The sequence below is a fragment of the Alloalcanivorax marinus genome (assembly GCF_016906305.1).
Lineage (GTDB): Bacteria > Pseudomonadota > Gammaproteobacteria > Pseudomonadales > Alcanivoracaceae > Alloalcanivorax > Alloalcanivorax marinus.
Genome location: NZ_JADDOL010000015.1, coordinates 94,327 through 109,633 on the forward strand (window position 1 = coordinate 94,327; position 15,307 = coordinate 109,633).

Sequence of the window (15,307 nt, forward strand, 5' to 3'; positions counted from 1 at the left end):
AAAACGCCATGCTGGCCCGGCCCGGATCAAGGCCGGGTGACGGTCAATCCAGGAAGGTGGGGTCGTCCACGATCATGCCCAGGCTGAGCGCCCCCGGGCCGATGTTCACCGCGCCGGTGAGCCCCATGGTGCTGAGCAGCAGCGCCACGTCGTGGTCGCGGGCCGCCGCCGCCAGTTTGTCGAAGCCGGGCATCTGGCGAATGCGGCTTTCATCGCCGGCGTAGCTGACGCAGATCACCGGCGCGGTGAGGCCGCGCTCGATGCAGCGCACCGCGTGGCGGAAGATCGCCTCCACCCCGGCGTCGAAGCCGCGCATCTTGGCCACCGGAAAGGTTTCGTCCTGACGCGCGCACAGCACCGGCTTGATGTCCAGGGCGTTGCCGAGAATGGCGCCGGCCCAGCTCACGCTTTTGTCGCCGCGCTTCTTGGCCCGTTTGTGCAGGTAGTAGATGTCGGGCACCACCGCGTAGCCGGTGGCCTGGCTGGCCAGCACCTCCACGCTCTGGCGAATCTCGGTGATCTTCATGCCGGACTCGATCAGGCGCACGGTTTCCGCCGCCAGGGCGCCCTGGCCGGCGAACAGCGTCTGGCTGTCGGTGACGCGCAGGGCGAACGGGCCTTCCACGCCGGCGCGTTTGCGGATCGGCTTGTACTCGCGGAGGATGGCGTGGGACGCCTCGGTGGCGTTGGCGAAAATCGGGCTGCGGCTTTTCGGCACGGTCTGCACCAGGGCGTAGTCGAAATCCAGCACCACCCGCTCCAGGAAAAGCGCCTTGATCTGCTCCATGGTGAACGGCACGGATTCGGCGTCGTGGGCTTTTTCCGCCACTTCGGTGGCATAGAACTGGCGGGTGCGCTGTGGGTCCCGGTCGTCGACGATCACCTGATCGCCCAGCCGGATCGAGACCGGCAATACCAACAAACCGTATTCGTCGATAAAGGACTTGGGCAGGTCGCAGCCGGAGTCCACCACCAGGCCGATTCGCATCGTTATTATCCCCCGAGGTGTTTGAATTGAGTCTAACCAAAAACCGGGGGGCTGCAACTGACTTGCGGCAAACGCACGGCGCGCCGAAGCGCGCCGTCGGAGATCAAAGACCCAGGTTGTCGAGCACGCGCAGGATCGGCGTGGCCTGGTTCATGGTGTAGAAGTGCAGGCCCGGCGCGCCCATGGCCAGCAGCCGCTCGCACAGGCGGGTGACCACTTCCTCGCCGAACGCCTTCACCGCCGCTTCGTCGTCCTGCAGGTCGGTGAGGCGGCCGCGCAGCCAGCGTGGAATGTCGGCGCCGCAGTTGTCCGAAAAGCGGAACAGGTTGGCCACGTTGAGGATCGGCATGATGCCCGGGTAGACCGGCGCGTCACAGCCGCGCCGACGCAGCTCGTCCATGTAATAGCCGTAGGCGTCGGCGTTGTAGAAATACTGGGTGATGCCGCTGTCGGCGCCGGCCGCCACTTTTCGTTTGAAGTGGTCGATGTCGTCGCCGAAGCTGCGCGACTGCGGATGGTTCTCCGGGTAGGCGGCCACTTCCAGATGAAAGTGATCGCCGGTCTCGGCGCGGATCAGCGCCACCAGGTCGTCGGCGTACTTCACTTCGCTTTGCGCGTAGCCCATGCCGGAGGGCAGGTCGCCGCGCAGGGCGACGATGCGGGTCACGCCCTTTTCCTTGTAGCCGTTCACCAGTTCCATGATCTCGTCACGGCTCTGGCCGATGCAGCTCAGGTGCGGGGCGGTGTCCGGGTGCTGCTCGCGCAGCAGGTCCACCATCTGTTTGGTGTAATCCCGGGTGGAGCCGCCGGCGCCGAAGGTGCAGGAAAAGAACTCCGGTTTCTTGACCAGCAGTTTTTGCTGGGTGTTCAGCAGTTTCTCCCGGCCCTGTTCGGTTTTGGGCGGAAAGAATTCGAAGCTGATGCGTTTCATAGAAGACTCGCTTCGCGAGGCGTGCACGCCAGCACGCAACACGCTGGCACGCTCTGTTGGCGTGTAGGCGTGTCAGCGTGGCGCGTGCAAGCGTTAGTATTTGTAGTGGTCGGGCTTGAACGGGCCGTCGGTGCCCACGCCGATGTAGTCGGCCTGGTCCTGGGTCAGTTTGGTGATCACGCCACCGAAGCCCTGCACCATGTACTTGGCCACTTCCTCGTCGAGATGCTTGGGCAGCACTTCCACCTTGAGCATCTTTTCCTTCACCGTGTCGGAATGGCCGGCGAAGCCCTGATCGAACAGGTACATCTGCGCCAGCACCTGGTTGGCGAAGGAGCCGTCCATGATGCGGCTGGGGTGGCCGGTGGCGTTGCCCAGGTTGACCAGGCGGCCCTCGGAGAGCAGCAGCAGGAAGTCGGCGTTCTTCTTGTCGCGCCACACTTTATGCACCTGCGGTTTCACCTCTTCCCATTCCCAGGTCTTGCGCATGAAGGCGGTGTCCACTTCGTTGTCGAAGTGGCCGATGTTGCAGACCACGGCGCCTTTTTTCAGCGCCTTGAGCATATTGGCGTCGCACACGTTCAGGTTGCCGGTGGTGGTCACCAGCAGGTCGGTGTTGCCCAGCAGCACCTTGTCGATGGACGCTTCGCTGCCATCATTGATGCCGTCCTTGTAGGCGCTCACCACCTCGAAGCCGTCCATGCAGGCTTGCATGGCGCAGATCGGATCGATCTCGGTGATCTTCACGATCATGCCTTCCTGGCGCAGGGACTGGGCGGAACCCTTGCCCACGTCGCCGTAGCCCACCACCAGCGCTTTCTTGCCGGACAGCAGGTGGTCGGTGGCGCGTTTGATGGCGTCGTTGAGCGAGTGACGGCAACCGTACTTGTTGTCGTTCTTGCTCTTGGTGACCGAGTCGTTCACGTTCACCGCCGGCACTTTCAGGGTGCCTTTCTTGAGCATGTCGTAGAGACGGTGCACGCCGGTGGTGGTTTCCTCGGTGATGCCGTGGATGTTGTCCAGCATTTCCGGGTAGGTGTCGTGGATGTAGGCGGTCAGGTCGCCGCCGTCGTCCAGGATCATGTTGGCGTCCCACAGCTTGCCGTCGCCGTCGCGGCAGGTCTGCTCGATGCACCACATGTACTCTTCCTCGGTCTCGCCCTTCCAGGCGAACACCGGCACGCCGGCGGCGGCGATGGCGGCGGCGGCATGGTCCTGGGTGGAGAAGATGTTGCAGGAGGACCAGCGCACTTCCGCGCCCAGCGCCTTGAGGGTTTCGATCAGCACCGCGGTCTGGATGGTCATGTGGATGCAGCCGATGATGCGGGCGCCTTTCAGCGGCTGCTCGGCGCGGTATTTTTCCCGGATCGCCATCAGCGCCGGCATTTCGGTTTCCGCGATCTCGATTTCCGAACGGCCCCATTTGGCCAGGGAAATGTCCGCGACTTTGTAGTCCTGCAACGCGTCTGCTTTTGCGTTCATTGCTTTCTCCGCTTGCACGCAACACGCTTGCACGCATCACGCTAATAAAAACATCGTCAGCTTAACCGGCGGATCAATGCCGCGAGTTGAGCAAACACCTTGTCGATGGGCTCTCGAAGTAAGCTGATATCGAGATACCCGAGCTCTGAAGCAATCAGAGCCTGCGTTTCCAGTTCGAAAAGCGAACCTCTGGCGATATGGAGAAAGCGACGCAGATCCGCATCACTTCCCCGTCCATACCCTTCCGCGATATTGGAAGGGATGCTCAGCGCGGCGCGCTGCATTTGTTGAGTCAGTACGAATCTTTCCTCAAGAGGAAAGGTTCTCGTGATCTCGTGAGTGGCCAGAACCAGCGTAATGGCTGATTGCCACACTCGAAGCTCCTTATAACGTCGATGCATGGCTCCTCCCTGAGCCTTGTTTTGATCTTTTCTGGCGTGCGCCCCGAAGGGGCGGCGTGCCGCGTGTCGCGTGCTAGCGGTTTACAATGCCGCCTTCAGCGCCTCGGCCTTGTCGGTGTTTTCCCAGCTGAAGCCTTCCCGGCCGAAGTGGCCGTAGCTGGCGGTGGGCCGGTAGATCGGCCGGCGCAGGTCGAGCATCTCGATGATGCCGCGCGGGCGCAGGTCGAAGTGCTCACGCACCAGGGCGGCGATCTGGTCGTCGGGCAGCTTGCCGGTGCCGAAGGTGTTCACCGAAATGGAAGTGGGTTCGGCCACGCCGATGGCATAGCTCACCTGGATTTCGCACTTGCTGGCCAGGCCGGCGGCGACGATGTTCTTGGCCACGTAGCGGCCGGCGTAGGCCGCGGAGCGGTCCACCTTGGAGGGGTCCTTGCCGGAGAAGGCGCCGCCGCCGTGGCGGGCCATGCCGCCGTAGGTGTCGACGATGATCTTGCGGCCGGTGAGACCGCAGTCGCCCATCGGGCCGCCGATCACGAAATTGCCGGTGGGGTTGATGTGGTAGAGCGTCTTGTCGTGCAGCCACTCGGCGGGCAGCACCGGTTTGATGATCTCTTCCATCACCGCTTCACGCAGCTCAGGCAGCTTGATGTCCGGGGAATGCTGGGTGGACAGCACCACCGCTTCCACCGCCACCGGCTTGCCGTTTTCGTAGCGCAGGGTGACCTGGCTCTTGGCGTCCGGGCGCAGCCAGTTGAGGCGGCCGTTCTTGCGCAGCTCCGCCTGGCGTTCCACCAGCCGGTGGGAGAAATAGATCGGAGCCGGCATCAGGGTGTCGGTCTCGTCGGTGGCGTAGCCGAACATCAGGCCCTGGTCCCCGGCGCCCTGTTCCTTGTTGTCCGCTTCGTCCACGCCCATGGCGATGTCCGCGGACTGTTTGCCGATGCCGTTGAGCACCGCGCAGCTGGCGCCGTCGAAGCCCACGTCGGAGCTGTCGTAGCCGATGTCCAGGATCACCTTGCGGACGATGTCTTCCAGTTCCACATAGGTGTTGGTCCGGACTTCGCCGGCGACGATCGCCATGCCGGTTTTGACCAGCGTTTCCACCGCCACGCGGGCGTGGGGGTCGTCGGCGATGATGGCGTCCAGCACCGCGTCCGAGATCTGGTCGGCCATTTTGTCCGGATGGCCTTCGGAGACCGACTCGGAGGTAAAGATGGAATACTCACTCATAAAGGGGTCTCCCGTGATTCGATTGAGCGTTTTTGACCTTGTGGCCACGAGTTGCAAGTTGAAAGTTAAAAGTTGAAAGGGCGGCTTCGAGCGCGGGCACGGCACAGGGCTGGCAAGGCGTCGCTCGCGTTTTAACTTTTAACTTGTAACTTTCAACTGCTCTTTTCAAAACTTCTTACCTGCACCTGAAAACCATTGCGCATGGCCAGAAACAGGCTCTCGCGCAGGCTCAGACCGGCCCGGCCGGCCCAGGCCACCAGATCGGCTTCGTCGAAGCCGAGCCAGAAATCGCCGCAGGCGTCCACCGCCCAGCGTTGATCGTGACGGCATAAATCAGTGACCACCAGCACGCCGCCCTCGTTCAGCTGAGTCGCCGCCGCCTTGAGGGCGCTGGCCGGCGAGGGCAGGTGGTGCAGCACCATATTGAGTACCACCGCGTCCACCGCCGGTAGGCGCTCGCCGTCCTGGGGCCACTCGCCGGCCACCAGGGTCACATTGTCCAATTGCGCCTCGCGCACCCGGCGCCGGGCCAGGGCCAGCATGGCCTCGCTGTTGTCCAGCGCCAGCACCTGCTCGAAACGGGCCGCCAGCGGTGTCAGAAAGCGGCCGTCGCCGGGGCCGATCTCCAGGGCGCGCCGCGCCGGAGCGCCGGCCAGGGCCCGGTCGAGCAGCTCGCAGGCCTGCTCGGCGTACTGATCGTAGTCGGCGATCAGCTCCTGCTGACGCGGCAGATCGTCCGCGTGGCGGGCGAAAAACGCCCGGCTCTGCGCCGCCCGCTGGGCCTGCACCCCGGCCAGTCGCTCGGCGGTGCCGGTATCCAGCAGCGTCTCGTCCAACTCCTCGAACAAGGCGCCGTGCAGCTTTTCGGTGGGCGCCTGGGGCGGCGGCAGCCGCCGCCGGTAGAAAATCGAGTTGCCCTCGCGACGCTTCTCCACCAGCCCGGCCTGGGCCAGCACCTTGAGGTGATGGCTCATGCCGGACTGCTTGATGGCCATGATCTCGCCCAGCTCCAGCACGCCGAAGCTGTTCTGCCCCAGCACTCGCAGCACCTCCAGACGCAACGGATCGCCGGCCGCCTTGAGGAAGGCGGCCAGGGTGTCCAGGGGCTGTTCCAGCGGTGCCGCATCGGTGGTCATAAAGCGCGAGTCTAATGGAAGCGGAAGTCTGCATCAAAGTTTATTGATATAGGTATGGTCGCAGCGTGAGGGCCGCCTGGAACGGCCAGGGTTTGCCCCCATCCCGGGCTTCGGCGACAATAGCGCCCCCTTTTCCCAGCGCTGTTCAAAAATCATCCAGGAGACGTGCATGTCCTCTGCTCCCGCTGCCCGTGATCTCGCCAACGCCATCCGTGCCCTCAGCATGGACGCGGTTCAGAAAGCCAACAGTGGCCACCCCGGTGCGCCCATGGGTATGGCGGACATCGCCGAGGTCCTCTGGCGCGGGTTCCTGAAGCACAACCCGGCCAACCCGCAGTGGGCCGACCGGGACCGCTTCGTGCTGTCCAACGGCCACGGCTCCATGCTGCTCTACAGCCTGCTGCACCTGACCGGTTACGACGTCAGTCTGGACGACATCAAGAATTTCCGTCAGCTCGGCAGCCCCACCGCCGGCCACCCGGAATACGGCGACGCGCCGGGCATCGAGACCACCACCGGCCCGCTGGGCCAGGGCTTCGCCAACGCCGTGGGCATGGCCCTGGCGGAAAAGATGCTGGCCGCCCAGTTCAACCGCGACGGCCATGAGATCGTCGATCACAACACCTTCTGCTTCCTGGGTGACGGTTGCATGATGGAGGGCATCTCCCACGAAGCGGCGTCCCTGGCCGGCACCCTGGGCCTGGGCAAGCTGGTGGCCTTCTACGACGACAACGGCATCTCCATCGACGGCGAGGTGGAAGGCTGGTTCACCGACGATACCGTGGCCCGCTTCCGGGCCTACGGCTGGCACGTGATCCCCAATGTGGACGGCCACAGCCCCCAGGAAGTGAAACTGGCGGTGGAGAACGCGCTGAAGAAGAGCGATCAGCCGACCCTGATCTGCTGCAAAACCGTGATCGGCTTCGGCAGCCCCAACAAGCAGGGCAAGGAAGAGTCCCACGGCGCCGCCCTGGGCGAAGAGGAAATCACCTTGACCCGGGATGCCCTGGGCTGGCACCACGGCCCCTTCGAGGTGCCGGACGATATCTACCAGGCCTGGAATGCCCGCGCCGCCGGCGCCCAGGCGGAGGCCGACTGGCAGGCCCGCTTCGAGGCCTACCGCGCCGAGCACCCGGAGCTGGCCGACGAGTTCCTGCGCCGCCTGGCCGGTGAGCTGCCGGCCACCTTCGAGCAGCAGGCCGACGATTTCATCGCCCAATGCCAGCAGGCCATGGACAAGGTGGCCACCCGCAAGGCCAGCGAACAGGCCCTCAACGCCTACGGCCCCGGTCTGCCGGAACTGACCGGCGGCTCCGCCGACCTGGGCGGTTCCAACAACACCGTGTGGAAAGGCTGTAAATCGATCACCGCCGGTGACGCCAACGGCAACTATATCCATTACGGCGTGCGCGAGTTCGGCATGACCGCGATCATGAACGGCCTGTGCCTGCACGGCGGCGTGCGCCCCTATGGCGGCACCTTCCTGACCTTCATGGAATACGCTCGCAACGCGGTGCGCATGGCGGCGCTGATGCACCAGCCGAACATTCTGGTCTACACCCACGACTCCATCGGCCTGGGCGAGGACGGCCCCACCCACCAGCCCATCGAGCAGATCGCCAACCTGCGCATGACGCCGAACCTGAGCACCTGGCGGCCCTGCGACACGGTGGAAACCGCGGTGGCCTGGAAACACGCCATCCAGCGTGACGACGGCCCCACGGCGCTGATCTTCTCCCGCCAGGGCCTGCCCTGCCAGGAGCGCGACGATGCCGTGCTCGGCAATGTGGCCAAGGGCGGCTATACCCTGCTGCAGACCGGCGAGGGCCAGCCGGAGGCGATCATCATCGCCACCGGCTCCGAGGTGGAGCTGGCGGTGGACGCCGCCCGCGCTCTCGGCGAGCAGGGCCGTAACGTGCGGGTGGTGTCCATGCCCAGCGTCGACGCCTTCCTGTCGCAAAGCGCCGACTACCAGGAGCAGGTGCTGCCCTCCGCGGTGCGTGCCCGGGTGGCGGTGGAAGCGGCCATCGTCGATTACTGGTACCGCTTCGTGGGCCTGGACGGCAAGGTGGTCGGCATGCACGGCTACGGCGCCTCGGCGCCCGCCGGTGACCTCTACAAGCACTTCAACATCACCGCCGAGGCCGTGCAGCAGGCGGTGGACAGTCTCCTCTGAACCGCACCGCGGAGGCGGGGCCCATGATCAACGTGGCAATCAACGGCTACGGCCGTATCGGCCGGTCGTTCGTGCGTGCCCTGGCCGAGCGCGAGGCCGCCGGCGAGCGGCCGCCGTTTCGCCTGGTGGCGATCAACGACCCGGGCCGCGCCGAGGACCTGCTGTACCTGACCCGCTATGACACCACCCACGGTCGCCTGGCGGCGCCGGTGACCCTGGAGGACGGCTGCCTGCGCATCGGCGGGCAGGCGCCCCGGCTGTTCAGCGAGAGGCGCCCGGAAGACCTGCCCTGGGGCGAGCTGGGCGTGGACCTGGTGCTGGAATGCTCCGGCCATTTCCGTGGCCATGCCGACGCCGGCCGCCACCTGAGCGCCGGCGCCGGCCGGGTGATCATCGGCGCGGTGCCCTTCGACCGGGCCGACCAGACCATCGTCTACGGCGTCAATCACCGGGACCTGGACCAGGGCAGCCGGGTGCTGTCGGCGGCCTCCTGCACCACCCATTGCGTCGCGCCGTTGCTGGCGGCCCTGGACCGGGAGTTCGGCGTGCGCCAGGCGCTGATGAAGGAAATCCACGCCTATACCTCGGACCAGACCCTGCTCGACCACGTGCACCGGGACCCGCGCCGGGGCCGGGCCGGGGCGCAGAACATCATTCCCACCACCAGCAGCGCCATCAAGGCGGTGCAGGCGGTGCTGCCGGCGCTGGCGGGCCGCATCGACGGTCACTCCATTCGCGTGCCCACGCTCAACGTGGCGATGGTGGAGCTGACCCTGCTGCTGGAGCGCACCCCGACCCCCGGCGACCTGAACCCCTGGCTGCGGGGCCTGTCCCAGGAACAACCGGAACTGATTGGTTACAATGACGAGCCGCTGGTCAGCGTGGACTTCAACCATCGGCCGGAATCCGCCGTGATCGACGCCACCCAGACCCGGGTGCAGGGCGACATGGTGCAGGTGGTGGCTTGGTACGACAACGAGTGGGGGTACGCCAACCGCCTGCTCGATTGGGTGGCTTATATTGCCGCTGGCACGCAACACGCTTCACGCTGACACGCGGGAGCGCCGCCGGTGGCACGGGTAAAGTTTTGGCGTGCAAGCGTGCAAGCGTGTTACGTGGAGCGTGCCAGCGTTTTTCCAACGAGGTAAGAGGAATCATGAATTTCAAACGCATGACCGACCTGGATCTGCAAGGGAAACGGGTGCTGATCCGCGAAGACCTGAACGTGCCGGTCAAGGACGGCAAGGTGACCAGCGATGCCCGCATCCGCGCCTCGTTGCCGACCATCGAGCAGGCGCTGAACGCCGGCGCCCGGGTCATGCTGCTCTCCCACCTGGGCCGCCCCACCGAGGGTGAGTACGAAGAGCAGTACTCGCTGAAGCCGGTGGCCGAGCACCTGAGCGAACTGCTGGGCCGCCCGGTGCCCCTGGTCAAGGACTGGCTCGACGGCGTGGACGTGGAGCCGGGCCAGGTGGTGCTGTGCGAGAACGTGCGCTTTATCAAGGGCGAGAAGAAGGACGACGAGGCGCTGGCCAAAAAGATGGCCGCCCTGTGCGACGTCTACGTGATGGACGCCTTCGGCACCGCCCACCGCGCCCAGGCCTCCACCCACGGCGTGGCCCGGTTCGCGCCGGTGGCCGCGGCCGGCCCGCTGCTGGCCAATGAGCTGGACGCGCTCAGCAAGGCGCTGCTGGAACCGGCCAAGCCGCTGGTGGCCATCGTTGGCGGCTCCAAGGTGTCCACCAAGCTGGAGGTGCTGGACGCCCTGGCTGACAAGGTGGACCAGTTGATCGTCGGCGGCGGCATCGCCAACACCTTCCTGGCCGCCGCCGGCCATCCGGTGGGCAAGTCGCTGTGCGAGCACGACCTGATCCCGGCGGCGAAAAAGCTGGCCGAGAAGGTCCACATTCCGCTGCCGGTGGATGTGGTGGTGGCCAAGGAATTCGCGGAATCCGCCGAAGCCACCACCAAGGCGGTGAACGAGGTGGCCGACGACGACCTGATTCTGGACGTGGGCCCGCAGACCGCCCATGTGTTCGCGGCCCTGATGAAGGAAGCCCGCACCATCGTCTGGAACGGCCCGGTGGGCGTGTTCGAATTCGACCAGTTCGGTGAAGGCACCAAGGAACTGGCGGAAGCCATCGCCGACAGCGAGGCGTTTTCCATCGCCGGCGGCGGCGATACCCTGGCGGCGGTGGACAAGTACGGCATCGCCGACCGCATCAGCTACATCTCCACCGGCGGCGGCGCCTTCCTGGAATTCGTGGAAGGCAAGACCCTGCCGGCGGTGGCGGTCCTCGAGGAACGGGCGAAAGACTAGACGCTTGCACGCACCACGCTAACACGCACCACGCAAAGCGTGCCGGCGTGAAGCGTGACGCGTGCAAGCGACAACGTAATGGACGCAGTCAAAGCGGTGCGTACCACCGCAAACGGTTAATCGGAGGGAAAACACCATGGCACTGATCAGCATGCGTCAATTGCTGGACCACGCCGCCGAGCGAGGCTACGGCGTGCCGGCGTTCAACGTGAACAACCTGGAACAGATGCGCGCCATCATGGAGGCCGCCGACCAGACCAATTCCCCGGTGATCGTGCAGGCCAGCGCCGGCGCCCGCAAATACGCCGGCGCGCCTTTCCTGCGCCATCTGATCCTGGCCGCCGTGGAGGAGTTTCCGCATATTCCAGTGGTGATGCACCAGGACCACGGCACCAGCCCCTCGGTGTGTCAGCGCTCCATCCAGCTGGGCTTCTCCTCGGTGATGATGGACGGCTCCCTGGGCGAGGACGGCAAAACCCCCACCGAGTACGACTACAACGTGGAAGTGACCCGCCGCACCGTGGAAATGGCGCACGCCTGCGGCGTGTCCGTGGAAGGCGAGCTGGGCTGTCTGGGCTCCCTGGAATCCGGCCAGGCCGGTGAGGAAGACGGCATCGGCGCCTCCGGCACCCTGACCCACGAACAGATGCTCACCGACCCGGAAGAAGCGGCGGAGTTCGTCAAGGCTACCAAGGTGGACGCCCTGGCCATCGCCATCGGCACCAGCCACGGCGCCTACAAGTTTACCCGGCCGCCCACCGGCGACATCCTCGCCATCGAGCAGATCAAGGCGATCCACGCGCGCATCCCGGACACCCACCTGGTGATGCACGGCTCGTCCTCGGTGCCCCAGGACTGGCTGAAGATCATCAACGAGTACGGCGGCGAGATCCCGGAAACCTACGGCGTGCCCGTGGAAGAGATCCAGGAAGGCATCAAGCACGGCGTGCGCAAGGTCAACATCGACACCGACCTGCGGTTGGCCTCCACCGGCGCCATCCGCCGCTTCCTGGCCAACAACACCGCCGAGTTCGACCCGCGCAAATACCTGAAGGAATCGGTGGCCGCCATGCGCGACATCTGCGTGGCCCGTTACGAGGCCTTTGGCACCGCCGGCAACGCGGACAAGATCAAGCCGATCAATCTGGAAGAGATGTTCCAGCGCTACGAAACCGGCGAACTGGACCCCCGCGTCAAGTAAATCCCCGCCCCACCCGACAAGACCGGGCCGGCTACCGCCGGCCCGGTCTTGTTATTACTCCGCTGATCTGTAACTCTTTGCCCCCGACCACGGCGGACCCCAGGAGTAACAGCATGAGCGGAACGACGGACAAAGCCGGCGCCGACACCCCCGGCCAGCGCGGCCCCGTGGACCACGAACGCCGCGAGCAGATCCTGGCGGTGGCCGACGACCTGTTCAAGGCACACGGTTACCGCAAGACCTCGGTCACCGACATCGCCCGGGAGATCGGCGTGTCGGGGGCCTATCTGTACAAGTTCTTCAACTCCAAGCAGGCCATTGGCGAGGCGGTGTGCGCCCGTGCCCTGGCGTCCATGGACGACGCCCTGCGCGCGGTGGTGGAGCGCGACCAGCCCGCCACCCGGCGGCTCCGTGATCTGCTGCAGACGCTGCTGCAGGAGGGTCTGCGGCTGTTCCTGAAGGAGCGGCGCCTGCACGACATCGTGGTGGTGTCCATTGAAAACCAGTGGGCGGTCACCGAGGAGCACAACCAGGTGGTGTACGACGCCATTCAGCGCATCGTGTCCGATGGTCGCGAAAGCGGTGAGTTCGAACGCAAGACCCCCCTCGACGAAGTGTGCACCGCGATCCGCGTCACCGCCGCCGCCTACGCCCACCCGGTGCTGCTGAGCCGGCTCGGCAACACCGACGAGATGGAAGCCAAACTGTCCGCGGTCACCAATCTGATCCTGCGCAGCCTGGCGCCCTGAGCCGATACCGGGCGGCTATGGCGGCGATAGTTTTTACCTCGAAGGTTATAAGTTGACAGAACTGTAACTTGTAACCATACTGGCACCATCAAGCGTGGGAGGCCAGACACAGAGCGGTCCCGCCACGCGAAGGGAAACTCCCGAATTTGCGAGGTAAGGACCATGAAGAAAGCACTGATGATTCCGTTCGCCGTTGCCGCCCTGAGCGCCGCCCCCCTGAGCTTCGCCCAGGCCAACGACTACCTGGCCCAGCGCCAGAACCTGGACAGCCCGGCGCACATCCAGGCCATCGCCCGGCAGGCCATAGCCCAGGGCGAACAGGCCCGCGCCAATAGTCAGATCCAGGGCCACACCCAGGGCCAGGGCCGCGATTACCTGGCCGAGCGCCAGGACCTGGACCAGGGTGCCGCCATCGTTGACGCCTACCGCGACCTTCAGGCCCAGCAGGCCGTGGTGAAAGCGGAAGGCAACCCGGAAGGCACCCGCGCCGACTACCTGGATGAGCGCCGCAGCCTGGACAACCAGGATCACATCCAGCGGGTGCTGTTCGGTCAAAGCTGATTCGAGTGCGCTGATTCGAATTGCGACTTCGAGGCGGATTGCGCCTCCGGGTTTTACCCCCCCCCTCGCCCCGGCCCCCCGCCGGGGCTTTTTTTATGAATCACGGGCCGCCCTTTTTCTTCCAGGCGTCGTGCGCCTATGATCAGGGTCCGATGGATTGACTGAAGCCACCATGCCGTTTCCTTTTACCCGCGACGAAATCCTGCAGCACTGGCAGCCCCTTAACTGGGAAGCCTTCGACCCCCTGGATGAAAGTTCGCGGCGCTATGCCCGCTATTACGGCATCGATTTCGACGCCCGCCTGCCGGAACTGCAGCACGGGTTCGGTTACTTCGAGGCCGCCGGCCATACCATCAGCGTGCACGCCTGGCGGCCGCCGGCGCCGCGCGGCACGGTGCTGATCTGCCACGGCTACTTCGACCACGTGGGCCTGTACCGCCACGTGATCGGCCATGTGCTGCAACTGGGCTACGCGGTGCTGGCCTACGACCTGCCGGGGCACGGCCTGAGTTCCGGCCCACGCGCCGCCATCGACGACTTCCGCATCTACCGGGAGGTGCTGGAGCAGTGCCTGTCCCTGGCGGCCAACCACTTTCCCCGTCCCTGGAACGTGATCGGGCAGAGCACCGGCGGGGCCATCGTCATGGATTACCTGGTCCACCACGGGTTCGACCGGGACGACAATCCGTTCGCCAACATCATTCTGCTGGCGCCCTTGGTGCGGCCGTTCAAATGGGGCACCGCCCGCTGGCTGCACACCCTGGTGAAGCCCTTCGCGCGCTCCATCAAGCGGGTGTTCACGGTCAACTCCGGCGATCCGGATTTCCTCGATTTCCTGGAGAACAAGGATCCATTGCAGGACCGGCGCTTGCCGGCGCTCTGGGTCACCGCGCTGAAGCGCTGGCTGCCCGGCTTCGAAGCGGCGGACCGGGTCAAGATTTCCCCGGTGGTGATTCAGGGCGACCAGGACGAAACCGTGGACTGGCGCTATAACCTGAAGGTGATCCGTGCCAAATTCGAGGACCCGGACATTCATATGCTGCCCGGCGCGCGTCACCATCTGGCCAACGAGCGGGATGAATTCCGGCGCAAGATTTTCGCCATCATCGACCGTTACCTGGGCTGAACCGCCCACGGGAGGGAGCGCCATGAAAACCATCACCGGAACCGCCCTGGCCGCCGCCTTGCTGGCCGCCTTCACGCTGTGGGCGCCGGCCCTGGCCGTCGCCGACGACGCCCTCGACGACAATGTGCGCCAGCGCCAGCAGTTCGATCGGGAGCGGGTGGAGGACCTGCGCGAGCGCACCCGCGACCAGACCCGGGAGCACCGCCAGATCATGCGCGAGCGCATCGACCGCATCGATCAGGACGCCCGCCAGCGCAACGACCGGCTTCGCGAACAGTCACAGCGGCCGTTTGCTGCCCCGGGCTCTGTAAAAGAACATTAATTTCGGTGGGCCGGGAGCCCGCTTTCACTTAAAAATTGCGTATTCCGCACCATGTTATGCGATACATTGTCATGGCCCGGTCACTTATACTGAACCGGGCACGACAAACATCGTGACACCGCCGTGCAGTAGCCGAGGGAACGACGAACCGCCTTCGGAATATCGGAAGGAACTATTCAGGCTTCTGAAAGCCGAGGCTAAGGAGAGGACCATGAAAAAGACTTTGCTTGTATCCGCTATCTTGTCCGTTTCCGGTGCGCTGATGGCACCGGCCGCTCTGGCGCAGAACACCAACATCGACCGCCAGGAACACATCAGCAAGGAATACCAGAAGGCCATGGAGAATGAGCGCCAGGCCGAGGAAATGAACAAGGCGGGCGATCCGGAATACCGCCAGGAGCGCAAGAACATCGACTCGCAGGAAAACATCAGCGAGGAGTACCGCAAGGCCATGGAAAACGAGCGTGAGGCCGCCGAGCGCAAGGGTTCCGGCATGCAGAACGAGGCCCGCCAGCACCTGGAAGAGCGCAAGAACATCGACTCCCAGGAGCACATCAGCGAGGAATATCGCAAAACCATGCAGAACGAGAAGAAATAACCTTTCTTCTCCACCTGAAAGGGGCCCCGCGGGGCACTGCTGTCCCACAGTTGAAGGGACATAAAGAAAAAGCCTGAACCACCCGG

15 protein-coding genes are annotated in these 15,307 nt (G+C 64.8%); 9 read left to right on the top strand and 6 right to left on the bottom strand.

Features of this window, described 5'->3' with window-relative positions; translation table 11 throughout:
• Nucleotides 1-43: 43 nt before the first annotated feature.
• The 6 genes from IM760_RS13285 to IM760_RS13310 all read right to left on the bottom strand — a co-directional run bounded on the left by IM760_RS13285 (nt 44) and on the right by IM760_RS13310 (nt 6,168).
• Nucleotides 44-988 carry a DegV family protein gene (locus IM760_RS13285; protein ID WP_204430121.1) on the bottom strand — a complete coding sequence of 315 codons (945 nt, stop codon included), beginning with the start codon at nt 986-988 and terminating at the stop codon, nt 44-46.
• 103 nt (nt 989-1,091) lie between these two features.
• Nucleotides 1,092-1,919, bottom strand: coding sequence for a methylenetetrahydrofolate reductase [NAD(P)H] (gene metF, locus IM760_RS13290; RefSeq protein WP_204430122.1), 828 nt, complete (start codon nt 1,917-1,919; stop codon nt 1,092-1,094).
• A 93-nt stretch (nt 1,920-2,012) separates the two neighbouring features.
• Nucleotides 2,013-3,401 carry an adenosylhomocysteinase gene (ahcY, locus tag IM760_RS13295; RefSeq protein ID WP_204430123.1) on the bottom strand — a complete coding sequence of 463 codons (1,389 nt, stop codon included), beginning with the start codon at nt 3,399-3,401 and terminating at the stop codon, nt 2,013-2,015.
• A 56-nt stretch (nt 3,402-3,457) separates the two neighbouring features.
• Complete coding sequence (locus IM760_RS13300) at nt 3,458-3,802, bottom strand: four helix bundle protein (RefSeq protein WP_204430125.1); 345 nt, start codon at nt 3,800-3,802, stop codon at nt 3,458-3,460.
• An 81-nt stretch (nt 3,803-3,883) separates the two neighbouring features.
• Nucleotides 3,884-5,032, bottom strand: coding sequence for a methionine adenosyltransferase (gene metK / locus IM760_RS13305; protein WP_204430126.1), 1,149 nt, complete (start codon nt 5,030-5,032; stop codon nt 3,884-3,886).
• 152 nt (nt 5,033-5,184) lie between these two features.
• Nucleotides 5,185-6,168: an ArsR/SmtB family transcription factor gene (locus tag IM760_RS13310; RefSeq protein ID WP_204430129.1), complete on the bottom strand. Its 984-nt coding sequence runs from the start codon at nt 6,166-6,168 to the stop codon at nt 5,185-5,187.
• A 169-nt stretch (nt 6,169-6,337) separates the two neighbouring features.
• On the opposite strand from IM760_RS13310, the gene tkt reads away from it, so the two are divergent.
• The 9 genes from tkt to IM760_RS13355 all read left to right on the top strand — a co-directional run bounded on the left by tkt (nt 6,338) and on the right by IM760_RS13355 (nt 15,221).
• Nucleotides 6,338-8,344 (top strand): transketolase, encoded by a 2,007-nt coding sequence (gene tkt / locus IM760_RS13315; RefSeq protein ID WP_204430130.1) that lies wholly within the window; start codon nt 6,338-6,340, stop codon nt 8,342-8,344.
• Nucleotides 8,345-8,370: 26 nt separating this feature from the next.
• Nucleotides 8,371-9,396, top strand: a complete 1,026-nt coding sequence (locus tag IM760_RS13320; RefSeq protein ID WP_338021401.1) for a type I glyceraldehyde-3-phosphate dehydrogenase — start codon at nt 8,371-8,373, stop codon at nt 9,394-9,396.
• Nucleotides 9,397-9,500: 104 nt separating this feature from the next.
• Nucleotides 9,501-10,664, top strand: a complete 1,164-nt coding sequence (locus IM760_RS13325) for a phosphoglycerate kinase (protein ID WP_204430132.1) — start codon at nt 9,501-9,503, stop codon at nt 10,662-10,664.
• Between the two features lie 136 nt (nt 10,665-10,800).
• Entirely contained in the window at nt 10,801-11,865 is a 1,065-nt protein-coding gene (gene fba / locus IM760_RS13330; RefSeq protein WP_204430133.1) for a class II fructose-bisphosphate aldolase, read from the top strand.
• Between the two features lie 113 nt (nt 11,866-11,978).
• Nucleotides 11,979-12,614, top strand: a complete 636-nt coding sequence (locus IM760_RS13335) for a TetR/AcrR family transcriptional regulator (protein ID WP_204430134.1) — start codon at nt 11,979-11,981, stop codon at nt 12,612-12,614.
• A 162-nt stretch (nt 12,615-12,776) separates the two neighbouring features.
• Nucleotides 12,777-13,175: a hypothetical protein gene (locus IM760_RS13340; RefSeq protein WP_204430135.1), complete on the top strand. Its 399-nt coding sequence runs from the start codon at nt 12,777-12,779 to the stop codon at nt 13,173-13,175.
• 172 nt (nt 13,176-13,347) lie between these two features.
• A complete protein-coding gene (locus IM760_RS13345; RefSeq protein ID WP_204430137.1) occupies nt 13,348-14,301 on the top strand; it encodes an alpha/beta hydrolase in 954 nt (317 codons plus the stop codon).
• A 22-nt stretch (nt 14,302-14,323) separates the two neighbouring features.
• Nucleotides 14,324-14,623, top strand: a complete 300-nt coding sequence (locus IM760_RS13350) for a hypothetical protein (protein ID WP_204430139.1) — start codon at nt 14,324-14,326, stop codon at nt 14,621-14,623.
• Between the two features lie 262 nt (nt 14,624-14,885).
• Entirely contained in the window at nt 14,886-15,221 is a 336-nt protein-coding gene (locus IM760_RS13355) for a hypothetical protein (RefSeq protein ID WP_204430141.1), read from the top strand.
• Nucleotides 15,222-15,307 lie beyond the last annotated feature (86 nt).